This is a genomic window from Ruegeria sp. S84 (assembly GCF_056583445.1).
Genome location: NZ_CM152618.1, coordinates 670,382 through 696,419 on the forward strand (window position 1 = coordinate 670,382; position 26,038 = coordinate 696,419).

The following is a 26,038-nucleotide window of genomic DNA, read 5'->3' on the forward strand; positions in this document are numbered from 1 at the left end:
AATCGCCGGGGCCACGCAATGTGGCCTCGGCCCAGAAAATCCCGAACCGGAAATTTTAGTCGGCAAGGGGGTAAGGGATCATCGAAATGTCATTCGATAGTGTTACCGAAAAGATTGCACACTTTATTGGATCTTTTGATCTTACGATTGAAAAAGCCCGGTTGAGGGATCAGTACGAAGAGTTCACCGCCATGCGGCGCAAGGCGGAACTGGACGAACTGGAAGAACCCGCAAAGATCCGGATCAAGGCAGATCTTGAATTGGACCCAGGCAAATATGGTCCGCTTTCCTATCGGTTTGACACCCCCCGCCACTCCTGAACTTCCACCCCCAACCGACGGCCCTGAATTTGAAACGGTCGTTGTACTTGAACCACCACTCTCAGACGGTCCGCCGTTACCCGAAGCGACAACCGGCCTAGGTGCAACGTTTGTGATCGAGCAGCAGCTGGAGATTGTGACAGAGCTTATCGGGTCTGCTGTGACCTACACGTTCCAGACGATTTTCCTGCGCGACAATGACGTTGTCGGCGAGGGAGATTTCCGCGATGTCGATCAGTTGATCGCATTGGCCGAGGCGGCTGCGCAGGTCGCAGCATCGATGCACGCGTTTGCCGTGCCCTCGTTCTCGATCTCGGACTACTTGTCGGTTGAATACGTCGAGTCTTTGGCCGAAGCGATGTTGGCCCCGATCAATGTCGAAGTTGAAGGCGCGGTTGTTTATCAGTTCCACGGCGAAGACGCGATGGGCGTGATCGTCAATGGTGAGTATGTGGACGAAGCCCCGGAATGGGAAGATCTTCTGCCTGCGCATCATAGACCGGACGAGGAAGAAGAAGACGAAACGCCCGATATGATGCCCGCCGAATGGGCTCAGGACGAGGAAGACGAATTTGCCGAAGGTCACACGGTGATCGCAGGCGGCAACCTTGCGATCAACGAGGTGAACGCAACTGTGGCCTGGGTCGATGCGCCTTATATTGCGGTCGGTGGGAAAGCAATCGAACTGGCCATGGTGAGCCAGGTCGCCGTTGTATCTGACACAGACAAGGGCACGAATGGCGGCTCGGGCACCAATGTGGTGCACTCGTCGACGATCGAGGTCGAAGGCAACTCAGCCCCTTGGCTTAAGAAAGGCTCAAGTGAAGACGATGCCCCGGCATATGTGCATGTTGATTGGATTACGACCGACCTGATCGTTGCAAATTTTGTCAAGCAGGACATCGACGCAACGGATATCGATCATATTGATGCCGAGATTAGCGCGACGACCACGCTGTATGCGTTGGGTGACAACGAGTTGATTGATGTCACCAATATTCTTCAACTTGGCAGTTATTATGACCTGATCATGATCGAAGGCGACATGATATCGGTCGATGCGTTTGTCCAGACGCACGTATTATTGGATGACGATGTGGTGATGGGCGGATTGCCCGGACCCATCGATGGATCGGACGAGAACCTGGTTATGAACGAGGTTTCTCTCAAGAAAGAAGGCGAAGATACGTATCAGGCGATGCACGACTCCATGGCCGACGCCATGACCATGGGCGAGGACGACATGGCAGCGCTGGAAGAGGCGCTAATGAACGATCCGATGTTTGCTGGCATGGAGCAGATGCGGGTCCTCAAGATCGATGGATCGCTGGTTCAGGTCAACGTGGCCGAGCAATCGACGATGCTTGCCGATCAGGATGACGTATATCTGAATGGTCCCCACGCGGACGAGACCGAGGTTCTGGCAGGCAGCAATGCGATGCTGAACGCCGCCAATGTAACCAAGGCCGGCGTGGATTCGGTCGTTATGGCTCAGGATGGGGCATTTTCTGACCTGCTACTGCATCAGGCAAGCCTGCTTGACATGCCCACGAATGAGGACATCGCCGAGATGACCAACGAGGCAATCGCCGCCATCATGGAAGAGGCGGGTATGCCAGGTCACGACAATGGCATTGGGCCTAACGGTAACGATCTCACGCCAAGCGAAATGGCGAATTCCTCCGATGGCCTGCAGACCATGCTGGCCTAATATTTCCTGATTTACGAGTGACCGGAAGGTTAGTTTATGTCGATCGTTTTTTCGTCGCGCCGCACCCGTTTTGCAAGCCCATTGGACCGGCACGGAGGCGGAGGCCCATTGACCCTGGAACCCCGAAATCGGGTAGCAAAACCAAATGAAAGTAAACTTGCAAAAACAGCGTCCCGCCTGCGTTTGACAAGTGATATGCAACTGGCGGAACCCGAAACCAAACCAGAGACCCCGGAAGCAAGTGACACCCCGGTTGCCGGGCCCGCGAAACGATCGCGGCAATCAGAAGCGCCTCAGGCGACGACACAACCGGATAATCCGGGGCAGACCCAGGCAGAGCAGTTGGATCAAACATCACAACCGCGCGCTGGTTCTCCCCTTCGGCGCGCGTCGTCGCGGCCCGCGCAAGATAAGGATCCTGCGGGTGGCGACACTGGGGTGGCCGATACCGAAGCCCCCGATTGTGAAACCGCCGACCAATCGACTGCACGCATGACCCCCTCTGCGCCGTCGGATGGTAAAGACCGCATGGGCACCACGATCGAGGCCAAGGCCAACCAACCCTTGCTGCGCCCGGGGACGGGTGGTGGCGATGGCAAGGGGCCACCCCAAACATTCCACAAACGCACGCCGCCTGAGGATTTCCAGAAGACGCTGCGTACCTCACTGCGCGCCATCTGGCGCAATCTGGCTTTTGTGCTGGTGCTGACCTGCGCGACCAACGTCCTGATCCTAGCGATCCCGATCTACCTGTTTCAGATCAGTGACCGGGTTCTGACTAGTCGCTCGCTGGATACGTTGATCATGCTGACGGCAATCGTTGCCGGAGCAGTCATTTTTCAAGCCGCATTTGATGCCGTTCGTCGGTTCATGCTGATGCGTACAGCGGTCGAGGTCGCCGCCCGTCTTGGTGCCCCGGTTCTTAGCGCTGCGGCCCATGCCTCGCTGCACGGCAACGGACGCGAATATCAGACACTTGGGGATCTGCAACAGGTGCGGGGCTTTCTGGTCTCGGGCACTCTGATCTCATTTCTGGATGTACCATTTGCACCACTGTTCATCCTGATGATCTTTCTGGTGCATCCGCAACTTGGGATGATTGTGGTGACGACCGCTGTGATCCTGATGATTATCGCGCTGATCAACCAGAAAATGACTGCCAAGCCCTTCGCCAAGGCCAACCAGGCGCAATCCCTGGCGAACCAGCATCTGGATTCAATGTCGCGCAACAGTCAGATCATCAACGCTTTGGCGATGATCCCCGAGGCAGTGCGCATCTGGGGGCGTGACACCGCACAATCGCTGACATGGCAGGTCAAGGCGCAGGATCGCAACGTGATCTTCGCGGCCATTTCGCGTGCCGTCCGTCTTTTGACGCAGATCGGCATTCTGGGCTGGGGCGCCTTTCTGGCCCTTCAAGGTGAAATTACCGGCGGTATGGTCATCGCCGCCTCGATCATCGCGGGGCGGGCTTTCGCGCCGATCGAAGGATCAATCGAGGGTTGGAATACCTTCCTGCTTACGCGCGGCGCTTTTGGGCGGATCAAGGCTCTGCTGTCGAACTCGGCCCTGCAATATGAAAAACTGCGCCTACCACGGCCTGAGGGGCGGTTGGATGTCGAACGCCTGCTATATGTCCCAGGCGGCACCAAGCGGGTGGTTCTGAATGGGATTACCTTTGCGCTGAACCCAGGTGAAACTCTGGCGATCATCGGGAATTCAGGCGCAGGCAAAACGACACTTGGTAAAACGCTGGTGGGGTCGATCCTGCCGACCTCAGGCAGTGTGCGGCTGGACCTGATGGATATCCGCAACTGGGATCCCCGCCAGTTTGGCGAAAATATTGGCTATCTGCCGCAAGACGTACAGCTATTCCCCGGCAGCATCAAAGACAATATTGGCCGGATGCGTGCCGATGCCACGGATGAGCAGATCCACGATGCCGCCGTTTTGGCCGACGTGCACAACATGATCGCAACGCTGCCGCAGGGGTATGAGACTGTTGTGGCCGCCGACGGCTCACCTCTCTCAGGTGGTCAGAAGCAGCGTATTGCTTTGGCGCGTGCCTTCTTCGGCAACCCACGTTTGGTTGTTCTGGACGAGCCGAATTCGAACCTCGACGTGGCAGGTGACAAGGCGCTTGCGTGCGCAATTCAGCAAGCAAAGGAAAGCAAGATCACCGTTGTAGTGATTACGCAAAAGCCGACTCTGTTGAATGTTGTCGACAAGATCATGCTACTGACCGATGGGCGCGTGGCGCTGTTCGGGCAGCGCGAACAGGTGCTGGAACAGCTCAACGGGCCGCGCCAGCAACCGCCCGAAATACAGGGCAAGGGGGATTAAGCGATGAACGACGTGGCACGCACCGATGAAGGCGGTCTTTGGTACTCTGAGGTTCCGCGCTCGATCACCAAATTCATCGTGATTGGCTTTATCATGCTTATTGTCTGTTTTGGCGGCTTTGGCGTCTGGTCCTTCCGTGCACCTCTGGCCGCTGCAGTCATCGCGCAAGGCAGCTTTGTCGCGACCGGTCGCAACAAGATCGTGCAGCACTTGGAAGGCGGTATCATCGAGAGCATTCTGGTCTCGGAAGGTGAATCTGTTCAAGCCGGACAGATCATGATGACTTTGGATCAGACCTCGGCCGAGGCGAGTGAACGCGAATTGTTCATTCGCAAACTTCGCCTTCAGGCAATGACCGAACGGTTGCTGGCTGAGAATAGCGAACAGGAAACCCTCGTGTTTTCGCCCGGATTGATCGAAGCATCGGACGACGTTGAGGTCATGACGATCCTCGACAATCAGAAACTCAGCTTTGATGTATCGCGAAAGACGCTGCTGAACGATATTGCTTTGCTGCAGCGCAACATGGAGGCGTTGAAAATTCGTGCGTCAGGATTTGAAGCACAATTGGTCAGCATGGAAAGGCGATCAGAGATTCTCGAGGAAGAATACGAGACCAAATATTCGTTGTTTGAAAAAGGATTAGTGCGCAAAGGTGATCTGAATACGATCCGCCGGGTGCAGGCCGAAGCCGAAGGTCAACTGGCGCGTCTGCGCGCTGAAACGGCTGAGGTAAACCAGATGCTGCTGAAGTATGAAGAGCAGATTCTGCGCACCCGCTCAGCCTACCGCGAGGCTGCGCTGGACGAGTTGGGCGTTATTGAAGCCGATCTTGAAAGTGTGCGTGAAAAAGCCCGTCAGGCCCGTAGCGTTCTGGCCCGTGCCGTTGTGCGTGCACCGGTGACAGGCACAGTGGTGCGACTTAATCACCACACGCCGGGCGGGGTGATCGAAACTGGCGAACAGATTGCTGAGATTCTGCCCGCCGATGCTCCGCTAATCATCGAGGCGCAGATCCCGCGTACCGAGATCGACAGTGTGGTCACCGGGCAGATTGCCACGGTGCGCCTAGTCGCGCTCAATCAACGGACAACCCCAGTGCTTGAGGGCGAGGTCTATTACGTTTCGGCTGACTCGCTGGTTGAGGACTCAGCCGGTATGCCGCAAGAGGTCTATCTGGCGCGCATTTCTCTGACCACGGAAGAGATGGGTCGCGTGCGGGGCTTCGTGCCGACACCCGGAATGCCCGCCGAGATCATGATCCAGACCGAGGAACGCACCTTTGCGGCCTATATCGCCAAGCCGGTGGTTGACAGTATGTCGCGTGCTTTCCGCGAACATTAAGCGTCTGAACGTCTACACCTTCAATTTTCTGCATGTTAGCCTTTCACGGATTCATTTCCTGGAGGGGCGCAAATGCCATTGACGGTCAAAGACATGATGCAAGCTGCAAACGCGGTGGTTGAGCGTATCGATGCCAGCCGGGCCAAAGAACTGATCGGGCAGGGTGCCCTGTTGTTGGATATTCGCGATGCGCCTGAACTTGAAAGGACAGGGCGCGCGGTCGGCTCGCATCATATCCCGCGCGGGATGTTGGAGTTTCGGGCCGATCCCGAGCTGCCTTCCCATGACGCGGAACTGCGCAAGGACCGGGTGATCATCCTGCATTGTGCATCGGGTGGCAGGGCGGCGCTGGCTGGGAAACTGCTTAAGGATATGGGGTATTTACACGTCTACAATCTGGGCGGGTTTGCGGATTGGGTGAATGGCGGCGGCGAGGCGACCGGGCCAATGGATCGCGGGATGTAGCTACATATCTGACCCAAATCAAAGTCACACATATTCCGTTGCTGTAATGTAAAGGCCAGAAGCTTAAACACAGGATACTGGCCATGATACGCCTAGCAGCCACGCTTTATTCTTTGATCGCCACAGCCATCGCGGGTTCTGCCGTGATTGCGGTCCTAGCGGTTGGAATGGTGACCTGGATGGCCATCGTTTCCGCCGCAGCAGCAGGGGCGGTTGTTGCCGCGCCGGTGTCGTGGCTGGTGGCAAAACGCCTGTATCAAGGCGCTTGATTAAGCGTTAAAGAAGGTCCTGACTGCAGCTTCGAATTCGCGGGGTTTCTCGGCGTGCAGCCAGTGCCCCGCACCGGGAATTTTGGCGAAGCGAGCTGCAGGAAACAGGGTGCGAATCTGCTCTCGGTGTTCGGGCTGCACATAATCTGATGCTGCGCCGGACAGGAACAGAGCAGGGCCGTCCCAATGGGTCGAAATCTCGGGGAAGCCCATGATCTTTGGCATTTCGCTGGCCAGTACATCCAGGTTCAGCCGCCAGCGGCCTCCCTCAACATCCAAAGACTGCGTAAAAAAGCTCTGCAGCGCCTTTTCGACGCCCAGATCGGCCAGCTGTGCTTCGGCATCTGAACGACGCTGAACGCGGGACATATCGACCGCCCGCATTGCCTCGATGAATTGAATCTGGCTGTGGCTGTATGCCACTGGTGCGATGTCTGCGACGACCAGCTTGCGCACCAGATCGCCATATTCCAGCGCCAGCACCATCGAAGCTTTTCCACCCATGGAATGCCCGACGATATCGGCGATGCCGCCAACGCTGTCGATGACCTTTGCCAGATCATGCGCCAAATCCGGGTAGCCATGCTGAGCATCCCAAAAGCTGTAGGCGTGATTGCGCATATCGACGGCGATCACCTGTCTTTCGTCCGACAGTCGCCGCGCAATGACTCCCCAGTTGCGCGCCGAACCATAGAGGCCATGCGCTATCAGCAGGGGCGGATGATCAGTCGGGTCGCCATGGATGATCGTATTCAGCATGCTTCTGTGATACGCGTCACCGCGCGGAACAACCAGCCCCATTGTCGCCGGTGTGACGCGCGGCTACATTGTCCCGTCAGGAGGCGCCAATGACGCAGGAAATCGATATCCAGACCCGGATCGCAGAGACCATTCGGTTGCTGCGTAAAAAGCTTGGCGTGAAAGACAAGACCCTGATTGCCTCGGTCCGTCGCGCGAAGCGGCGTTTGCCGCGCAAGGTCTATAAACAGGCCTTGGTTCTGGCAGAGGCCGAGCAGATGGCCGAGCATCCCAAACTGCGGATGGTTTTGGATATGCCCCGGCTCGAAAAAGCATCGGACGAGGTGCAAGGCCACCTGAACGCGATCAATCTGGCAGATCGACGTTGGGGATGGTTCCTGAGCTTTCTTGGCTCGCTTGCGTTGGGCCTGATCGTGTTGGCGGCGTTGGCTGTATTCGTACTACGATGGCGCGGGTATATCTGAACGCTGCTGGCCTCAAAGAAAAACGGCGCCGATCAGGGCGCCGTTTTCTGTTTTAAGTCCGTATTGGATCAGAGATTCGGATAAAGCGGGTAGCGCGCGCAAAGTTCGGCGACTTCGGCTTTGACTTTGGCTTCGACCGCACCGTTTCCGTCTTCGCCATTTGCGGCCAGACCGTCGACCACTTCGATGATCCAGTCTGCGATCTGGCGGAACTCGGCCTCACCAAAACCGCGGGTGGTTCCGGCGGGCGAGCCCAGACGGATACCGCTGGTGATCGTCGGCTTTTCGGGGTCGAACGGCACACCGTTCTTGTTGCAGGTGATATGTGCCCGCCCCAAAGCTTTCTCGGTTGCGTTGCCTTTAACGCCTTTGGGGCGCAGGTCGACAAGAACCACATGGGTATCGGTGCCGTGGGTCACAGTGTCCAGGCCACCCTTGATCAGCTGATCTGAAAGGGCCTGCGCATTCACAACGACCTGCTTGATATAGTCCTTGAACTCAGGACGCAGTGCCTCGCCAAAGGCAACGGCCTTGCCAGCAATCACATGCATCAGTGGGCCACCCTGAATGCCCGGGAAGATGGCCGAGTTTACCTTTTTGGCAATCGCTTCATCATTGGTCAGGATCATGCCGCCGCGCGGGCCGCGCAGGGTTTTATGCGTGGTGGTGGTGGCCACATGCGCATGCGGGAAGGGCGAAGGGTGCGCGCCTGCGGCAACCAGACCGGCGATATGGGCCATATCCACATGCAGATAGGCGCCGACCATATCGGCGATTTCACGCATGCGGGCAAAATCGATGACGCGCGGGATGGCCGAGCCTCCGGCGATGATCAGCTTGGGGTTATGTTCCTTTGCCAGCGCTTCGATCTGATCATAGTCGATCAGGTTGTCCTGCTTGCGCACGCCATAATGTACCGCGTTGAACCACTTGCCTGACTGGTTCGGCGCCGCACCATGGGTCAGGTGACCACCTGCATCCAGCGACATTCCCAGAATGGTGTCACCGGGCTTGATCAGCGCCTGAAATACACCTTGGTTCGCCTGCGATCCCGAATTCGGTTGGACGTTGGCAAACTCACACCCAAACAACTGCTTGGCACGGTCGATAGCCAGGTTCTCGGCAATGTCGACGAACTGACAACCGCCATAGTACCGGCGGCCCGGATAACCTTCGGCATATTTGTTAGTCATGACCGAGCCCTGCGCCTCCATCACGGCGGCAGAGACGATGTTCTCCGAGGCGATCAGTTCGATCTCGTCGCGCTGGCGGCCCAATTCAGATGTGATCGAGCCGAACAGCTCGGGGTCACGATCCGCGAGGGACTGGGTGAAAAATCCGTTGTCTCGAAGATTGGCGTTCATGTGCGCTCCGCATGGCTGGGGTGTATCTGGCGGATTTCCTATCGGAAACGACGTGTGTCAGAAAGGTTGTAAAGCGACGAAATGGCCCTCTATGGCGTCAACTCTGGCCTATTGCGGAAAGGTATGTTTGTTTCGGAACCAAATGTGCAGCACTGGAAACTATAAAACATGACAAAGAGAATCGCCTTTCTGGCCAGCGATGCCAAGGTTGCGCAGACCGCCCGGGATGCGCTTGTCGCGCGCTACGGAAATGCAGCGCCGAGAGACGCAGATGTTGTGGTGGCGCTGGGTGGTGATGGCTTCATGCTTCAGACATTGCAGGGCGTCCAGCACTTGGACAAGCCGGTTTACGGAATGAATCGCGGTACCATCGGGTTTCTGATGAACGAATATGCCGAAGTTGATCTGATGGCCCGGCTAGCAGAGGCAGAGGAAGAAGTCATCAATCCACTGGCGATGACTGCAATGGACCAGGCGGGCCAAAAGCACCAAGCACTTGCAATCAACGAGATTTCGCTGCTTCGCGCGGGGCCGCAGGCAGCGCGGCTGCGGATCAGCGTGGATGGGCGGGTACGTATGGCCGAACTCGTGTGTGATGGTGCATTGCTTGCCACGCCGGCGGGTTCAACCGCATATAACTATTCCGCTCACGGACCCATTGTACCCATTGGCGCGGACGTTCTGGCATTGACGCCAATCGCCGCGTTTCGCCCCCGGCGGTGGCGTGGCGCCTTGCTGCCGAAAGTTGCGAAAGTCAGATTCGATGTGATCGAGGCTGACAAACGCCCGGTTATCGTTGCGGCCGACTCCATATCGTTTCCGGATATCGATTGGGTCGAGATCAGGTCTGAGATTGCGATCCAGCATCGTATTTTATTTGACCCTGGCCACGGCCTGGAAGAACGGTTGATCTCTGAACAATTTACTTAAATCTCAGTGTGTTGATCATTTTTCCACCGCTTGTGTGAACCAGTTCACATGCAACGCGATAAGGGTTTGTTAACTTCAAGTTGCCCGGAGAACACGCCGAGGTGGAAGTGAGTGGCCATCTAAAGGTGTTTTCGAATGGTTGCGCAGTTTTCGCGCTGGCGAGGGTGGGTGGTGCTACGCTCGTCATCTTAATCCGGGCATATTTTAGTATGCGGACCCCGGGACAAAACCCCGGGGTCTATTTCATTTGTGAGGCCTGAGTGACGATGTCTCAGGTTTGGGCGCTCATTCGATCCCACAGAATCGGAGCCATCTGCCCCACACGCGCTTCGATCGCGACCGCTGCATCCACCGCCATGTCCTCACGCCAGCGTCGAGCAGCAATCTGAACATTGATCGGTTGCGGCCCATTCGGCAATTCGGCCAAGCGTGCGGGAACGCTGGCGGCGGGCAGCCCGAGGAAATTCATCGCATAAGAATAGACCGCGCATCCTAACACCTCATGAACGCCTTCGGCACCTTCGGTATCACGATCGGGTCTGAAGAACGGTTGCGGCAGGAATGGAGACAGGACCAAAGGATATTCCTGCATGAATAGCGACCATTGGCGCGCGTAATGGCTGCGTTGCGCCAACGCCTGAATCAGTTCGTCGCCTATGATAGGAGGAAACTCCTGAAAATAAACCTCGAAAATATCACGAATGGTTTGAGACCCGGCTGCCTCGATATCGTTTTTCATCAACGTCAGCACTTCACCCATCAGCGCGCGATAGCCGATGCGCCCGCATTCGAACACATCCGGCGGATCAATGTCTTCAACTATATATCCGGCATCTACCAGCGCCTCCCGAGCAGTACTTAGCGCTTTGTCCACTTCGGGGTGCAAAGCGTATTCGAACGTATTTTTGGTGAACGCAACTTTGATTGGGACGTCCGGCCCCGCGCCGCGCCAAGGCATTTGCACATGGAAGGGGTCGCGGGCGTCCGGGGCGATCAGGCTGGGCATCGAAAGGTGCAGGTCCTTTGCGCTTCTTGTGATCAAGCCCTGTACCGACATCGATTGTGCCAGCATCCCGCGTTCCACCTTCTGGCTGGGGTTCCAGGCCGGTACGCGGCCCAGCCCCGGTTTCACCGTAACTGCGCCATTGGCCGCTGCCGGAAAGCGCAGACTGCCTCCGATATCGTTGCCATGAGCCAGCGCACCGATGCCCGCCATGACCGCAGCCCCCGCGCCCCCGGACGACCCACCGGGTGAGATATGGCGGCCCCAAGGATTGTGAGTACGCCCATGAAGTGGATTATCCGTGTCTGCGCGGAACGAGAATTCGGGCGTATTGGTCCGCCCGATGACAATGGCCCCCGCATTGTGCAAGTTTGAAACCACCGGTGCGTCATCAGGGGCAATGACATCCTTCAAGGCAACCACACCATTTGTGGTGGCATGGTTCTTCTGGTCGACATTCACTTTGATGGTCACGGGGACCCCGTGCAGCGGTCCAACCGAGGCACCATTGCGGCGCGCCTGATCAAGCGCAGATGCACGCTCTAACGCTTCTGTGCCCAGATCGTCCACGACAGCATTCAGCGAGGGATTTACCTGATGCATCCGCTCCAATGCATCACTGATCACCTCTTCTGCGCTCAACTCGCCAGCTTGGGTCAGCGCAGCCAATTCTGTTGCATCAAAACGCCAGATATCGCCCTGTGTCATGCTCGTCCTCCTCACCTCAAACTGAGGTGAGGAGGACCCAATGACAAGCCCCGCAATCGCAAAACGGATCCAACCTTCATCTGGCCAAAAATATCTCGGAGCGCGAGGCAGAGCCTCGCACACGCGCGACAGCGCAAATCGGTTGCGCCGTAAGGCGCTCCGCTTGATCGTACCGTGAAATTACTGCGCGTAGCCGATAGTTTGCAGGGCCACCGTGATCTCGTCCAGAATTGCTGGGTCATCGATTGTGGCAGGCATTTTATACGCCTTGCCATCCGCGATCGACACCATCGTACCACGCAGGATCTTGCCCGAGCGTGTCTTGGGCAGACGATCCACCACCACGGCTTTCTTGAACGCAGCGACTGGGCCGATTTTGTCACGAACCATCTGGACCACATCGGTTACCACCTCCGCGTGATTCCGATCGGATCCGGCGTTCAGGCACAGGAAACCGACAGGCATCTGACCCTTCAGTTGATCAGAAACCCCAATCACGGCGCATTCTGCCACATCGGGGTGGGCGGCCAACACCTCTTCCATCCCGCCCGTCGAAAGTCGGTGCCCGGCGACGTTGATCACGTCATCGGTACGGGCCATGATATAGAGATACCCATCTTCGTCGATCATGCCCGCATCACCGGTTTCGTAATAGCCGGGAAAATGCTCAAGATAGGATTTTCTGAAGCGCGCCTCGGCATTCCACAGGTTTGGCAATGTGCCTGGCGGAAGCGGGAGTTTGACTGCGATCGCGCCCAACTCGCCCGGTTTCATAGGATGGCCGCCCTCGTCCAGAATCTGAACGTCATAGCCCGGCATAGGTTTGGCAGGTGATCCCAGCTTGACCGGAAGCTCTTCGATTCCGAGCGGGTTGCCAGCGATGGTCCAGCCAGTTTCGGTTTGCCACCAATGATCGATGACCGGAACTTTCAGCGCATCCTGCGCCCAGATGATCGTATCTGGATCAGCCCTCTCTCCTGCAAGATACAGAGCCTTAAGGCAGGATAGATCGTAATTCGCCATCAATTCTGCGCTCGGGTCTTCGCGTTTTACGGCACGAATGGCGGTTGGGGCGGTGAAGAAGCTTTTGACCTTGTGTTCGGATATCACGCGCCAGAAAGTTCCGGCGTCAGGTGTTCCGACGGGCTTACCCTCAAAAACAATCGTCGTGTTGCCGTGGATCAGCGGGGCATAACAGATATAGGAATGGCCAACGACCCAGCCGACATCCGAAGCCGCCCAGAACACATCTCCAGGATCGACATTGTAGATGTTTTTCATCGTCCAGTTCAGTGCGACCAGATGGCCGGCAGTCGGGCGCACGACGCCTTTGGGCGCACCAGTGGTGCCGGATGTATAGAGGATATAGGCTGGATCATTGCCGCTGACTGGTACACATTCTGCGGGCTCGGTACCGTATTGGAAACCGTGCCAGTTGACGTCGCGCCCCTCGATTAGTTGTGCGACTTCCTGCTCGCGCTGGAATATTACGCAAAACTCAGGTTTGTGGGTGGCCAGATCGATCGCGCCATCCAGCAGAGGTTTGTAGTGCACAACGCGTCCCGGCTCCATCCCGCACGAGGCGGCGATGATCGCCTTGGGTTTCGCATCGTCGATACGTACGGCCAGTTCGTTGCTGGCAAAACCGCCGAATACCACTGAATGCACTGCTCCTAGTCGGGCGCAAGCCAGCATTGCCTCCAGGGCTTCGGGGATCATAGGCATGTAGATGATGACGCGGTCACCTTTCTCAATACCTTTTGCACGGAGTGCGCCGGCCAGATTAGCAACCCGATTGCGCAACTCGACGTATGAGATTTCGCGTTTGGTATGAGTAATGGGGCTGTCATAGATGATCGCGGTTTGCTCACCACGACCATTTTCCACATGGCGATCAACCGCGTTCCAGCACGTATTTACCTTGGCATCACTGAACCATTCGTAAAGAGGCGCATTGTCGTCAAACAGAGCTTTGCTGGGCGCTTGAACCCAATCGATCCCCTTGGCGGCATCCATCCAGAATGCTTCGGGGTCGTTCTTCCAGCTCTCGTAGACGTCCTGATATGCCATGATGGCCTCCTCCCAAATTCCTTGAGCTATGTGTTAGGCATCGTGGATGTTTCGAGCAAGCGATGCGCATAACGGCGCGTCAGTTTATCGCAAAATCTTTGCAGAACCTTGCATTTTGGCTTGCAAATTTTTGCAAATCTTCTGATCTGAGCAGACTTCTGAGTGTCATATGTAAGGATTTGCAAATCTGCAAATTTATTACTGCAAATGTGCTGGCGCTAACAGAATCAAACCGGGCACCTAATCTGGTGCCCGGTCATGTATTCGTAATGATATAGGCGCTGGGCTTATCCGTAGTGCGCGACTGGCGTACCTGCGATGGCCGCCATGTTCAGCAGTCCCCTGGCCGTAATCGAGGGCGTTACGATATGCGCCTTGTTTCCCATTCCCATGAGGATTGGACCTACCTCAAGCCCGTCCGCTTTCATCTTCAGGATATTGCGCACACCGCTTGCCGCATCCGCATGGGCGAAGATCAGGACATTTGCAGAGCCTTCCAAACGCGAGTTCGGGAAGATACGTGCACGCAATTCAGGATCCAAAGCCAGATCAAGGTTCATCTCGCCTTCATAGCTGAAGTCGCGTGGCTCGGAATCGAGAATCTCAAGCGCAGCCCGCAGCCGCTTGCCTGATCCCTCGGCCTGATTGCCGAATTGCGATTGCGAACAAAATGCGATCTTGGGTTCCAACCCGAACCGCCGCACGTGACGAGCAGCTCCAATGGTGGATTCGGCAAGTTCTTCTGGTGTCGGCAATTGTCTTACATGCGTGTCTGCAATGAACAGAGGGCCATCTTCCAGAATCATCAGCGAAAGCGCGCCATGCGGGCGCAAATCGCCATCATCCAGAACCTGTTCGACATAGTTAAGATGCCAGCGATACTCACCAAAAGTGCCACAGATCATGCTGTCCGCCTCACCGCGATGCACCATGATTGCTGCAATGGCGGTGTTGTTTGTGCGCATGATGGCCTTGGCCAGATCCGGAGTGACCCCCCGACGCTGCATTATTTGATGGTACGAATTCCAATAATCGTAGTAACGGGGATCGTCCTGAGGGTTCACGATCTGAAAATCCTGCCCCGGTCGTACTGTCAGGCCTAGCCTTTCGCACCGTGCGCTGATCACGTCCGGTCGCCCGATCAGGATCGGGGTTTCCGTGGTTTCTTCCAATATCGCTTGCGCAGCCCTTAAAACACGTTCGTCCTCGCCTTCTGCGAAGACAATTCTACGCGATGCGACGGCTGCGGCTTCGAACACTGGCCGCATCAACAGTGCAGATTTGAACACGGTCTGGTTCAGGCGCTCTTTGTAGGCCTCGAGGTCATCAATGGGTCGTTTTGCGACCCCGCTCTTCATAGCCGCCTGTGCAACCGATGACGAAACGACCCCAACGAGGCGCGGGTCAAAGGGTTTTGGGATCAGGTAATCTGGACCAAAAGTCAGCTGCTCACCCTTATAGGCCGCCGCGGCTTCAGCGCTCGTCGTCGCGCGGGCCATGTCGGCGATGCCGTCGACGCAGGCGATCTGCATCTCGTCGTTGATTTCAGTCGCGCCCACGTCCAGGGCACCTCGGAAGATAAACGGGAAGCACAACACGTTGTTCACTTGGTTCGGAAAGTCGCTGCGACCGGTCGCAATGATCGCGTCAGGGGCAACTTCGCGCGCCGCCTGTGGCAGGATTTCCGGAGTTGGGTTGGCCAGTGCAAAGATGATCGGGGTTTTGGCCATCTTCTCGACCATCTCAGGCTTGAGCACATTTGGTCCGCTCAGCCCCAGAAACAGATCGGCACCTCCGATCACATCATCCAGAGTGCGCAGATCGGTTTTCTGCGCAAACTGATCCTTGTGCGGGTTCATATCCTCGGCGCGACCTTCATAGACCAACCCGTGAATGTCGCAGAGCCAGATATTCTCGCGTTTGACGCCGAGCTTCACCAACATGCTGAGGCAGGCGATCCCGGCAGCACCGCCGCCGGTCGAAACTACTTTGATATCCTCGAAGCTCTTTCCTGCCACATACAGGGCGTTCTTCGCTGCGGCACCAACAACGATTGCCGTGCCGTGCTGATCGTCATGAAACACCGGGATGTTCATCCGTTCCCGGCACAGTTTTTCGACAATAAAACAATCCGGTGCCTTGATATCTTCAAGGTTGATCGCGCCAAAGGTAGGTTCCAGGGCGCAGACGATATCTGCCAGCTTTTCTGGGTCAGGCTGATCCACCTCGATATCAAAGCAATCGATGCCTGCGAACTTTTTGAACAGGACGGCCTTGCCTTCCATCACCGGTTTCGAGGCCAATGCGCCTATATTCCCAAGGCCCAGAACTGCGGTGCCGTTTGACACAACCGCAACAAGATTGCCGCGGGCGGTGTATTTCTCAGCATTGGCGGCGTTGTCCTTTATCTCAAGACTGGCTTCGGCGACGCCTGGCGAATATGCCCGCGCAAGGTCCCGACCATTTGCCATTGGTTTGGTTGCCTTGATCTCAAGCTTTCCGGGCTTTGGATGCGCATGATAGTCAAGCGCGGCCTGTCTCAGGTTCGGTGTGTCAGACATCGGTAATACAACTCCGTTCCAATATTCGTTTGATGGTTAAACTATTTCTCAGCGCTTGGCTATGTCGCCTCGGACCGCAGTCAGAGACAGGCCTCACGGATACGTTAACGAAACGTTGGTTGAGAGTTGCTGCATCGTTTTTATGTACAGCCAATTCCGGGGAACCTGACGGACACCAGAAGCGGCGGACCTTATCATGCGTCATGAAGACAAAGCTTGTGCTAGTGCGCAATTTGCCAACCCTTCAATCAGGATTGGTGCCAATCGGAATGTCTTCTTTGTTGTGCTTGTTTCGGCGGTTTCATTTCTTTGCGTCGTTGTGACTTGGCACCAACCGGCAGCAACTTTCATCCAAGAAGGCGGGTTGATTGAGACGATATCGGCCACTGCGTTACTGGCTGCCGGTTTGGTCGCGTTGGTACGCTTCCGAGGCGTCTCGCGGCTTTACATCGCGGTGGTCTGCCTGCTGTTGGCCGAGCGCGAATTGGAGGCGGAGGTGTACACAGAAGGCAGCGCGCCTTTCGTGGTGCTAAACTGGGTTGATTTATTGCTTGATGTGACTGCAGTAAGGATCGTTTTGGCTGCGATCGTCATTGGTGGTTTGCTCTGGCATGGGATACCGAACGGAATTAAGGCACTGAAGATCCGCGCGCCTTTTTTGATGATTTTTTTCCTGGCTGGAAGTGTTGCGGTGCTGGCTCAGCTTCTTGAGGAAATCAGCGGATTGTTCGAAGAATACCTTTCGGTTGCGATGGCTGCACGTTTGTTCGTGATGGAAGAAACGCTGGAGATGTACTTTTCGATTGGTATTTTGGCTGCTGTTCTGATCGGATGGCCAAAACCAAAATCCGAAGAGAAACAGAATGACCAGCAATACCGGAGACTCCCTCACGCGCGCTGAAATCCGACTGCCGACGCAGGAACTGCGCAACGATATCCCGTTTTATACCAAGGTACTGGGGATGCGGATGGATATGATCTATCCGGCAGATGACCCTCGGGTTGCCGTGTTCTCTGGTCACGGTCTGCGCTTGCGGATCGAGAAAGATGCAGCTGAAGCGGCGGGAACGTTGCGCATTCTGACAAACGATCCAGATGGTTTTGCCGAGGGGCAGCGCAGCCTTGTCGCGCCGAACGGCACCCGGATCGAGATTGACGAGTTGAACCCGCCGCTTGTCATGCCGAACACGGTGCACTCATTTGTAGTCCGTAGGCTCAAGGATCAGGCGCCGTGGATCATAGGGCGGGCAGGGATGCACTATCGCGATCTCGTGCCGGACCGGCTGGGCGGATCGATTATCGCCAGCCATATACGTATCCCAGATGGCGGTCCTGTGCCTGATATGGTGCATTTCCACAAAGTCGGATTTCAGCTGATATTCTGCATCCACGGCTGGGTCGATGTGGTCTACGAGGATCAGGGCGACAAGATGCGCCTGACGGCAGGCGATTGCTTTATTCAGCCGCCTGAAATCCGCCACCGCGTGCTGGAAGCGTCAGACAACGTTCAGGTGATCGAGATTGGTGTTCCAGCCGAGCATGTCACGGAGATTGATCATGAGATGGAACTGCCCACCCCGCATTTCCGTCCGGATCGGGAATGGGATGGGCAGCGGTTCGTTTACAATCAAGCCAATGATGCCGACTGGGTGCCATTCCGCTTGCCCGGTTACATCTGCCGTGACACGACGATTGCCGAGAATACCAAAGGCGTGGCGGGCGTTCAGGTCGTGCGCCGGGGCGAGGGTAACCCTCAATGGGCCAGCCACGACACCGACATACACTTTACCTTCGTGATGACCGGCGAGGTGACTCTTGAGGGTGAAGGGCGCGAGCCCTATCGGTTGGAACAAGGCGATGCCTTCGTCATCCCGCCGGGAATGCGAACACGGCTGTCAGACCCCTCGCAGGATGTGGAACTGCTTGAGGTGACTTTACCGGGGACCTTCAATACGACGTTGGGTTAGGTCCAAGAAGAAGTGGATAATGGCGTCAAGGGGGCTTCAATTCCCCCGTCGCTTTCCAGTAGGGTATGATATTCTGACCAGATGATCAAAAATTGGGATTCGCCATGTCTTTGAAAGATGCAGCTTTGGCCGTTCGGGAAAATGCCCACGCGCCTTATTCGAATTTCAAGGTCGGGGCGGCGATCCGGTCCAGTTCAGGTGTGATCTATTTTGGCTGCAATGTCGAAAATATTGCTTACCCCGAAGGTACGTGCGCCGAGGCCGGGGCAATCGCGGCAATGGTCGCCGCTGGTGAAAAAGAACTGACCGAGGTCTACGTGGTCGCCAGCAGCCCGCAGCCGGTGCCCCCATGTGGTGGATGCCGTCAGAAACTGGCCGAATTCGGCAATGGGGATGTGGTCGTTACGATGGCGACGGTTGATGGTCTGGAAACCAAAACCACGATTGCCGATCTATTGCCCGGTGCGTTCGACGCGTCGCATATGGAGGATGTCTGACTTCATGGATGCGCGCTCGATCATCGCCAAACTTCGCCGTCAGGAGGTGCCAACTGGTGACGAACTAATGTGGTTCGCGCAAGGCCTGGCCGATGGTGGCGTCAGTGACGCGCAGGCCGGGGCCTTTGCGATGGCTGTCTGTATGGGCGGTCTGGGGGCCAATGGGCGGGCTGATCTGACTGTCGCCATGCGCGACAGCGGCGAGGTGCTGACGTGGGATTTGGACGGGCCGGTGGTCGATAAGCATTCGACCGGTGGGGTCGGCGATTGCGTCAGCCTGCTGCTTGCCCCGGCTTTGGCGGAATGCGGGGCGTATGTGCCGATGATCTCGGGGCGTGGTCTGGGCCATACCGGGGGCACTCTGGACAAGCTCGAGGCCATACCGGGAGTGACCACTCAGATCGGGCAGGCGCGACTGACGCAAGTGCTGAAAGACACCGGGGCAGCCATCGTGGGGGCAACGGGCCAGATCGCCCCTGCGGACAAGCGGCTGTATGCGGTGCGCGATGTGACGGCGACGGTGGAGAGCCTTGACCTGATTACGGCATCAATCCTGTCCAAGAAGCTGGCGGCTAGCCCGGATGCGTTGGTTCTGGACGTTAAGGTGGGCAGCGGCGCGTTCATGAAGACGCTGGATGAGGCACGCAATTTGGCACAGGCCTTGACCGAAACGGCTAATGCCGCTGGTTGCCGTACATCCGCAGTGATCACCGACATGAGCCAGCCCCTCGCTTCCGCACTTGGCAATGCGCTGGAAGTGGCCGAGGTGATGAAAGCTTTGACCAGCGGGCAGGGATCACCTTTGGCGGAAATCTCGGCCGAGTTGGGGGGCGTTCTCATGGCGGATGCCGGTATGTGCGCTTCGGCAGAGGAAGGGAACGCCAGAATAACCCAAGTGATCCGCGATGGCCGTGCAGCCGAACGGTTCGGACGCATGATGGCTGCCGTGGGTGGACCGGTGCATTTCGTTGACACATGGGATCGGTTTTTGCCGGAGGCCAATGTGATCCGGGAAGTTCACGCTCCGCATGGCGGATATGTCTCGTCTATTGATGGCGAGGCGCTGGGCCTCGCAGTCGTGGCCCTAGGCGGTGGGCGCCAGATCGAGAGCGATGAGATTGATCCGGCGGTTGGCCTGTCGGGCATTCTGAGGGTCGGAGATAAGGTGACCAAAGGCGCTCCGTTGGCGGTTGTTCATGCGGGGCGCGAAGATGCAGCGCAACGGGCTGCCGCGGTGGTGCTAGATGCCATCGCGCTGAGTGACGAACCGGTAGCACAGCCGCCTCAAATCCATGAAAGGATCAGCGCATGAGCCGCGCTTTCCTTGTGGTAATGGACTCGGTTGGTATCGGCGGCGCGCCGGATGCCGATCAGTTTTACAACGGCACCAAACCCGATACAGGCGCGAATACATTGGCCCACATAGCACAAGCTTGTGCCGAGGGGCGCGCGGAAGAAGGGCGGAGCGGACCGTTGCAACTGCCCAACCTGGATGCCTTGGGGCTGGGGGCGGCGACCCGTCTGGCCTCGGGCGCACCGACGCCGGGGCTTGAGGCTGCGCCCACGGGGCTTTGGGGTTGCGCCCGTGAACACTCACCCGGCAAGGATACGCCTTCGGGGCATTGGGAACTGGCAGGTTTGCCAGTGCCATGGGATTGGCACTATTTCCCGGACACCCGACCCGCATTTCCCGAAACCCTAAGTATAGCCGCTGCCAAGGCCGCAGGGACCGACGGTATTTTGGGCAATCGCCATGCCTCGGGGACGACGATCATCTCGGAACTGGGGGCCGAGCATATACGTACCGGCTGGCCGATCTGCTACACGTCTGCCGATAGCGTATTCCAGATTGCTGCGCATGAAGACAGCTTTGGGCTCGACCGCCTGCTGGATATGTGCCGCACCCTTGCGCCGCGCTTGCACGAGATGAAAGTGGGCCGCGTTATCGCCCGACCGTTTGTCGGAACGCCCGAAAAGGGGTTCACCCGGACAACCAACCGCAAGGATTTTGCCATCGTTCCACCAGAACCCGTTCTGACGAATTGGGCACAGGATGCCGGTCGCCGTGTGCATGCGGTGGGCAAGATTGGCGATATATTTTCAATGCAGGGGATCGACACGCTGCGAAAGGGTTCGGACGCAGAGTTGATGCACCACCTTTCGGACCTCGTTGATGAGGCGGAAGAGGGTAGTCTGACATTTGCAAACTTTGTCGAGTTCGACAGTCTGTATGGCCATCGGCGTGATATCAGCGGCTATGCCCGCGCGCTGGAATGGTTCGATCGTGAAATCGGAGTGATTGCGCAAAAACTGCGCCCCGGTGATCTGATGCTATTGACCGCAGACCACGGCAACGACCCCAGCTGGAGCGGCACTGACCACACCCGTGAACAAGTGCCCGTGCTGATCGCAGGGCAGGGCACGGGCGAGATCGGTCCCGTGAACTTTGCCGATATCGCCGCCAGTATCGCGCACCATCTGAACATACCGGCGCAAGGGCCGGGAAGGACTTTTATATGACAGTCGCTGACCTGCCTAAGATCGAATTACATTTGCACCATGAAGGCGCCGCTCCGCCTAGCTTCATACGCCAACTGGCCCATGAGAAACGAGTGGACCTGAGCGGGATATTCAAACCCGACGGCTCTTATGATTTCCGCGACTTTGCCCATTTCCTTAGCGTTTATGAGGCTGCGTGCGAGGTGCTGAAAACACCTGAAGATTTCCGCCGCCTGACGCTGGCCATTCTGGAAGAGAGCGCCGCGAATGGTGTGGTGTATTCCGAAACATTCCTTAGCCCGGATTTCTGCGGCGGTGGCGATTTGCATGCATGGAAGGATTACCTGACTGCGATTCAGGACGCCGCAGACGAGGCCGAGCGCAAATTCGGGATCACCCTGCGTGGTGTCATCACTTGCGTGCGCCATTTTGGACCCGAGCAAGCCAAGGCCAGCGCCCATTGTGCGGCTGAAACCGCAGGTGACTGGATTACCGGATTTGGTATGGGCGGCAACGAATCCGTCGGAACGCAGGGCGATTTCAAATGGGCCTTTGACTGCGCGCGCGAGGCTGGGTTGCGATTGACGACCCATGCCGGTGAATTTGGCGGTCCAGAGAGTGTTCGGGATGCTGTCCGTGATTTGGGGGTCGAGCGCATAGGCCATGGCGTTCGCGCCATCGAAGACCCGGATCTTGTGTACGAGTTAGTTGACCGGGGCATAACGCTTGAGGTCTGCCCGGGTTCAAACGTGGTACTGGGCTTGTTTCCTGATTTTGCCGCCCATCCCATCGCGAAATTGCGTGATGCAGGCGTCAACGTCACGGTATCCACTGACGATCCGCCGTTTTTTCATACCACGATGCGGCGCGAGTATGAGATGCTGAATGCAGCGTTCGGCTGGCAAGCCGAAGATTTTGCTGCCCTGAATGAAACAGCCCTGAACGCGGCCTTTTGCGATGAAGAGACCCGCGCGCGGGTCAAGAAAAGACTGGAGACATCATGAGCGATCACCTGACCGTCGTCGACCACCCACTGGTGCAGCACAAATTGACGCTCATGCGGGACAAAGGCACCTCAACCGCTGTGTTCCGGCAGTTGCTGCGCGAAATCACGCTTTTGCTGGCTTATGAGGTCACCCGCGAGATGCCGCTGACCACCCGCCATATCGAAACCCCGATGGAAGAAATGGACGCTCCCATTCTGGCGGGCAAGAAATTGGCGCTGGTATCGATCCTGCGGGCCGGAAATGGGATGCTGGACGGCGTGCTGGAGCTTATTCCCTCTGCCCGAGTGGGGTTCGTGGGGCTTTATCGGGATGAAGAGACGCTGAAGCCGGTCCAATACTATTTCAAAGCTCCCGAGGGTTTGACGGACCGTTTGGTCATTGCTGTTGATCCGATGCTGGCAACCGGCAACAGCTCGGCTGCGGCCATTGATTTGCTGAAAGAGCAGGGGGCGAAAGATATCCGCTTTCTATGCCTGCTGGCTGCCCCCGAGGGCGTCGCGCGCATGAAAGAGGCGCACCCAGATGTCAAAATCGTCACGGCCGCGCTGGATCGTGAGCTGAACTCAAAGGGTTACATTATGCCTGGACTAGGTGACGCTGGCGACCGGATGTTCGGGACCAAATAGGTGCTATTGCCCGCAAATATTCTGTAGCCGGACCCAATCGCGGTCGGGCAGTACCTGTTCCAAAGTACGACCCGCCATCGGATCGGCTTCTATCAATCCAAGCACGGACTCGCCTGTGATATCAAGCGCATAGGCGTATGGGGTCGAGGGCAGTGCGGTCTGTGCAAAAACCGCGAGCAGCACGTCATCGCTTAGCTGCGGCTGTGGACCGGATAGAACCTGCTCAGTGTAGGTGTCCACGATCTCGGGCGTCAATTCGCCGGTGGTCAGCAACCGAAATGCGGCACTCGGGCCTGTACGGTCCAACAGATCGTCCAGCGGTTCCTGCTGAGTTGCCCGCGCGCGCGCGGCTATGATGTATCCGGCGGCAACGGCTGGGTCTTCGTGATCTTCGACCAGTGCCCGGTTTAGCAGTACGGTTCCACCCGGCAGGCTCAGGCTGTCAGGCAGACCTGCTGGAAGGATCACGATTTGGCGGACACCGGTGCGGCGCGCCAGCTGATCCAGCGACGCTTGCGCATCAGGCGAAGAGCAAGCCTTGCCTGACACCCTTTCGATCCGCTGCAGGATTGCATCGCCGATTTCTTGTTGCTTGACCTCTGGCACTACCGAAACAACATGGCGCTGCAGTGCTCTGGGTAGCCAAAACAAAAGCACTGCCAAGACCGCCAGAACAACCCCTGCAACGCTGAGCCAACGCAGCCGTCCGGGATGTGGTCTGGCACGGTCGATGGCGCGCTGCAGCCGGTCAATTGCTTCGATCATTGTGGTTTCAGATTCTGCAAGCTCCAGTGTTTCGCCGGGATCGCCGTCGGGATTGAATATTGCAGGGTAGGTTCCGGGGTTTTGTCGCTCTAGCGCCGCCAGCGACCAATGGGTCAGCGCGCTGTCATTGAAGTCAGAAATCGTCAGAGTGGCTTCACCAATCGATACGACTACTTCGCGCCGTTGCTCATCGGGCGAGGGACGCCACAGACCGGTGGCTTCGATCCGCTGGTACTGTTTGAGTGCGGTCATCGGGTAATGCTGCTCGAATATTATTTTGCGCCAAGCTTAGCATGGCGAAAACCAGCGGCGCAAACCTGTTGCGCAGTGTTTGTGAAATGTGCTGAGTGTGCCGGGTAAGTTTCGGCCAGAACGGGCTGATTAAGGGCAGAGGCGCGGATGCAGTCACAACAACAAACCCATTCAATCATGGCGTCGTTGCTGATGGTTGCGGCCATGTCCATTATCGGCGTGATCGACAATTTCGTGATCCGCGTGGCCGAGAGCGTGGGGCTTTGGCAGTTTCACCTAAGTCGCGCCTTACTGATGCTGCCGCTGATCGCGGTGTTGTCGATATTGGGTTTGGGCACCTTGAGGCCCCGGCGGATTGGTGTCGTCGCGGTGCGCAGCGTGTTGATCACGCTGGCGATGCTCTTCTATTTCAGCGCGCTGGCATTGATGCCCATCGCTCAGGCGCTTGCCGGGTTATTCACATCGCCGATATTCGTGCTGTTGATTTCGGCCCTTTTGTTGAAACAGCGCATAGGTCCCTGGCGGATCGTGGCTGTTTTATTGGGGTTTTCGGGAATTCTGTGCGTATTGCAACCGGACCCGACATCGTTTGATGTAAAGACGCTGCTGCCAGTCGCTGGTGGCTTCTTTTACGCACTCAGCGCTGTTGTAACGCGCACCCACTGTTCCGATGAAAGCACTGTTGCGCTGCTGGCGGCGATGGTTGTCACACTGGGGCTTGCGGGGGCGATCGGACTGATCTGGCTTGCCCTGTTTCCGGTTGGCGTGCCAGTCGGGCCGGATGGCTTCGCGATGCGCGGTTGGGTTTGGCCGATGCAAGACGCGTTGCCTTGGGTTGTGGTTCAGGCCGTGGGCTCAACAATTGCCGTTTTTATGCTGATCAAAGCCTATCAACTGGGTGAGCCATCATATGTCGCAGTCTTTGAATACTCGGTCATGATATTTGGCCCGCTCTTTGCCTGGGTGGCGTTTGGGCAGTCCGTCGGGCAGATGCAAATCATCGGCATTGGCATGATCGCCTCTGCCGGAGTGCTGCTTGGGTGGCGGGAGCGGCGGTTATCCTCGCTACAGCATGCGGCGCAGTAAGAACGGAATAGAATCGGCTTGTATCCCTCTTAGCATCGTTTCGAAATGCATATCAAAGCTCGCTCGGAATACTGATTTGTTTATTCAAAACCAGTAAATTGCGGCGAAACTGACCTAATTTGGCCTCAAATGTGGCAAAACTAAGTCCAATTGAGGCACAACTCTAAGACCTTCTGAGTTGTGTGAAGGTGCCAACAGGGGGACGGCACGTGTTAGAGTTAGTGAGTGTTTCGGGGTATTCGAAACGTGAAGTTAAAGGCCGACAGGCCTTTGTGGGACAGGCCGCATCAGCGCGTCGTGGGGGATTGCTTCACGGAACCAAAGTGTCCACAACAGGGGGCTGGAAACGGGTCGAAAGACTAGTTGCAGGCGATCTGGTGCGGACCCGGGACCATGGGTTCAAAGAACTGAGGCGCGTTTGCGTCGACCGGATCGTGGTGCCGGGAGACGAACGCAGGCCCGAGCATCTGCCGATCCTTGTGCCATCCCGAGTAGCTTATAATGGGCGCCCAGTCTGGCTGATGCCGGAACAAGGTATGGCGTTGGATCAAGGCAAGCTTGGCGTCGGAATCGAGGGGGTCTCGATCATTCCAGCTCGAACGCTCAGCGGGGTGGGGCGTATTGAGTCCAGCACGCCTGCGCAGTCATTCGATGTCACGTCATTATTCTTTGACGAGGATGAGCTGGTTTTTATCGAGGGCGGATTTCAGGCTTATTGCCCGTCCGGTCGCATGAATACCGGTTCAAGTCGAAACCCGGAGTTTTATGAAGTCGCAGATGCGGAACACGCCGATCTTCTGATCGAGGCTGTGACCGACAAAGGGGATATTTCGGCTTTGACCAACCCGTTGGCCGCGTTACCTGCACCCATTCCGCAAGAACCGATTTTCCCGATCCGGCCCGCTTTGGGAGTACGTCGACCCGGGCGACCGGGGCGGCCCAATATGCCTGCGCTGTTCCTGCGGCCTGAATGGCAGCTGCAATAGGGCGTGTATAAGAATAAAGCAGGCGCATGGGCTCATGCGCCT

Annotated in this window: 23 protein-coding genes; 17 read left to right on the forward strand and 6 right to left on the reverse strand. The window is 57.0% G+C overall.

What is annotated here, in order from left to right; all coding sequences use genetic code 11:
* Positions 1-86 precede the first annotated feature (86 nt).
* From AC1DFB_RS03435 to AC1DFB_RS03460, 6 genes are all read left to right on the forward strand, one after another.
* Positions 87-320, forward strand: coding sequence for a hypothetical protein (locus tag AC1DFB_RS03435; protein ID WP_480922134.1), 234 nt, complete (start codon positions 87-89; stop codon positions 318-320).
* A complete protein-coding gene (locus AC1DFB_RS03440; RefSeq protein WP_480922135.1) occupies positions 277-2,031 on the forward strand; it encodes a type I secretion protein in 1,755 nt (584 codons plus the stop codon). Before AC1DFB_RS03435 ends, AC1DFB_RS03440 begins: the two co-directional genes overlap by 44 nt.
* Before the next feature lie 36 nt (positions 2,032-2,067).
* Positions 2,068-4,374 (forward strand): type I secretion system permease/ATPase, encoded by a 2,307-nt coding sequence (locus tag AC1DFB_RS03445; protein WP_480922136.1) that lies wholly within the window; start codon positions 2,068-2,070, stop codon positions 4,372-4,374.
* A 3-nt stretch (positions 4,375-4,377) separates the two neighbouring features.
* Positions 4,378-5,718, forward strand: coding sequence for an HlyD family type I secretion periplasmic adaptor subunit (locus AC1DFB_RS03450; protein ID WP_480922137.1), 1,341 nt, complete (start codon positions 4,378-4,380; stop codon positions 5,716-5,718).
* A 72-nt stretch (positions 5,719-5,790) separates the two neighbouring features.
* Complete coding sequence (locus tag AC1DFB_RS03455) at positions 5,791-6,183, forward strand: rhodanese-like domain-containing protein (RefSeq protein WP_170420870.1); 393 nt, start codon at positions 5,791-5,793, stop codon at positions 6,181-6,183.
* Between the two features lie 83 nt (positions 6,184-6,266).
* Positions 6,267-6,452: a hypothetical protein gene (locus AC1DFB_RS03460; protein WP_170391965.1), complete on the forward strand. Its 186-nt coding sequence runs from the start codon at positions 6,267-6,269 to the stop codon at positions 6,450-6,452.
* Here the strand turns inward: AC1DFB_RS03460 and AC1DFB_RS03465 are convergent, their stop codons facing one another.
* Positions 6,453-7,211: an alpha/beta fold hydrolase gene (locus AC1DFB_RS03465; protein ID WP_170401328.1), complete on the reverse strand. Its 759-nt coding sequence runs from the start codon at positions 7,209-7,211 to the stop codon at positions 6,453-6,455.
* A gap of 89 nt (positions 7,212-7,300) precedes the next feature.
* Between AC1DFB_RS03465 and AC1DFB_RS03470 the strand changes: the two genes are divergently transcribed.
* Positions 7,301-7,675, forward strand: coding sequence for a hypothetical protein (locus AC1DFB_RS03470; RefSeq protein WP_170391953.1), 375 nt, complete (start codon positions 7,301-7,303; stop codon positions 7,673-7,675).
* A 68-nt stretch (positions 7,676-7,743) separates the two neighbouring features.
* Here the strand turns inward: AC1DFB_RS03470 and glyA are convergent, their stop codons facing one another.
* Positions 7,744-9,039: a serine hydroxymethyltransferase gene (glyA, locus tag AC1DFB_RS03475; protein ID WP_170391950.1), complete on the reverse strand. Its 1,296-nt coding sequence runs from the start codon at positions 9,037-9,039 to the stop codon at positions 7,744-7,746.
* Positions 9,040-9,207: 168 nt separating this feature from the next.
* Here glyA and AC1DFB_RS03480 point away from each other — a divergent pair, with 168 nt between their 5' ends.
* Positions 9,208-9,969: an NAD kinase gene (locus AC1DFB_RS03480; protein ID WP_170391948.1), complete on the forward strand. Its 762-nt coding sequence runs from the start codon at positions 9,208-9,210 to the stop codon at positions 9,967-9,969.
* Positions 9,970-10,240: 271 nt separating this feature from the next.
* On the opposite strand, the gene AC1DFB_RS03485 is transcribed toward AC1DFB_RS03480, so the two are convergent.
* The 3 genes from AC1DFB_RS03485 to AC1DFB_RS03495 all read right to left on the reverse strand — a co-directional run bounded on the left by AC1DFB_RS03485 (position 10,241) and on the right by AC1DFB_RS03495 (position 16,311).
* Positions 10,241-11,680: an amidase family protein gene (locus tag AC1DFB_RS03485; RefSeq protein WP_480922138.1), complete on the reverse strand. Its 1,440-nt coding sequence runs from the start codon at positions 11,678-11,680 to the stop codon at positions 10,241-10,243.
* A 180-nt stretch (positions 11,681-11,860) separates the two neighbouring features.
* Complete coding sequence (gene prpE, locus AC1DFB_RS03490) at positions 11,861-13,750, reverse strand: propionate-CoA ligase PrpE (RefSeq protein WP_170594802.1); 1,890 nt, start codon at positions 13,748-13,750, stop codon at positions 11,861-11,863.
* 287 nt (positions 13,751-14,037) lie between these two features.
* Positions 14,038-16,311 (reverse strand): NADP-dependent malic enzyme, encoded by a 2,274-nt coding sequence (locus AC1DFB_RS03495; RefSeq protein WP_170401318.1) that lies wholly within the window; start codon positions 16,309-16,311, stop codon positions 14,038-14,040.
* Between the two features lie 196 nt (positions 16,312-16,507).
* Between AC1DFB_RS03495 and AC1DFB_RS03500 the strand changes: the two genes are divergently transcribed.
* The 7 genes from AC1DFB_RS03500 to upp all read left to right on the forward strand — a co-directional run bounded on the left by AC1DFB_RS03500 (position 16,508) and on the right by upp (position 22,907).
* Positions 16,508-17,212, forward strand: a complete 705-nt coding sequence (locus AC1DFB_RS03500; RefSeq protein WP_480922139.1) for a hypothetical protein — start codon at positions 16,508-16,510, stop codon at positions 17,210-17,212.
* Entirely contained in the window at positions 17,175-18,278 is a 1,104-nt protein-coding gene (locus AC1DFB_RS03505; RefSeq protein ID WP_480886410.1) for a cupin domain-containing protein, read from the forward strand. Before AC1DFB_RS03500 ends, AC1DFB_RS03505 begins: the two co-directional genes overlap by 38 nt.
* 104 nt (positions 18,279-18,382) lie before the next feature.
* The gene (locus AC1DFB_RS03510) at positions 18,383-18,775 is read left to right on the forward strand and encodes a cytidine deaminase (protein ID WP_170391936.1); all 393 of its coding nucleotides are present in this window, start codon (positions 18,383-18,385) and stop codon (positions 18,773-18,775) included.
* A gap of 4 nt (positions 18,776-18,779) precedes the next feature.
* Entirely contained in the window at positions 18,780-20,087 is a 1,308-nt protein-coding gene (locus tag AC1DFB_RS03515; RefSeq protein ID WP_170402839.1) for a thymidine phosphorylase, read from the forward strand.
* Positions 20,084-21,295, forward strand: a complete 1,212-nt coding sequence (locus tag AC1DFB_RS03520; RefSeq protein WP_170401312.1) for a phosphopentomutase — start codon at positions 20,084-20,086, stop codon at positions 21,293-21,295. Before AC1DFB_RS03515 ends, AC1DFB_RS03520 begins: the two co-directional genes overlap by 4 nt.
* Positions 21,292-22,278 carry an adenosine deaminase gene (locus AC1DFB_RS03525; protein ID WP_170401310.1) on the forward strand — a complete coding sequence of 329 codons (987 nt, stop codon included), beginning with the start codon at positions 21,292-21,294 and terminating at the stop codon, positions 22,276-22,278. The genes AC1DFB_RS03520 and AC1DFB_RS03525 overlap by 4 nt, the downstream gene beginning before the upstream one ends.
* Positions 22,275-22,907 carry a uracil phosphoribosyltransferase gene (gene upp / locus AC1DFB_RS03530; RefSeq protein ID WP_170391930.1) on the forward strand — a complete coding sequence of 211 codons (633 nt, stop codon included), beginning with the start codon at positions 22,275-22,277 and terminating at the stop codon, positions 22,905-22,907. Before AC1DFB_RS03525 ends, upp begins: the two co-directional genes overlap by 4 nt.
* Positions 22,908-22,910: 3 nt before the next feature.
* Here upp and AC1DFB_RS03535 read toward each other — a convergent pair whose 3' ends face one another.
* Entirely contained in the window at positions 22,911-23,924 is a 1,014-nt protein-coding gene (locus AC1DFB_RS03535; protein WP_170401308.1) for a hypothetical protein, read from the reverse strand.
* Positions 23,925-24,071: 147 nt separating this feature from the next.
* Between AC1DFB_RS03535 and AC1DFB_RS03540 the strand changes: the two genes are divergently transcribed.
* Together AC1DFB_RS03540 and AC1DFB_RS03545 are read left to right on the forward strand one after the other, a co-directional pair.
* Complete coding sequence (locus AC1DFB_RS03540) at positions 24,072-25,010, forward strand: DMT family transporter (RefSeq protein ID WP_170625316.1); 939 nt, start codon at positions 24,072-24,074, stop codon at positions 25,008-25,010.
* A 209-nt stretch (positions 25,011-25,219) separates the two neighbouring features.
* Entirely contained in the window at positions 25,220-25,996 is a 777-nt protein-coding gene (locus tag AC1DFB_RS03545) for a Hint domain-containing protein (protein WP_480761113.1), read from the forward strand.
* Positions 25,997-26,038 lie beyond the last annotated feature (42 nt).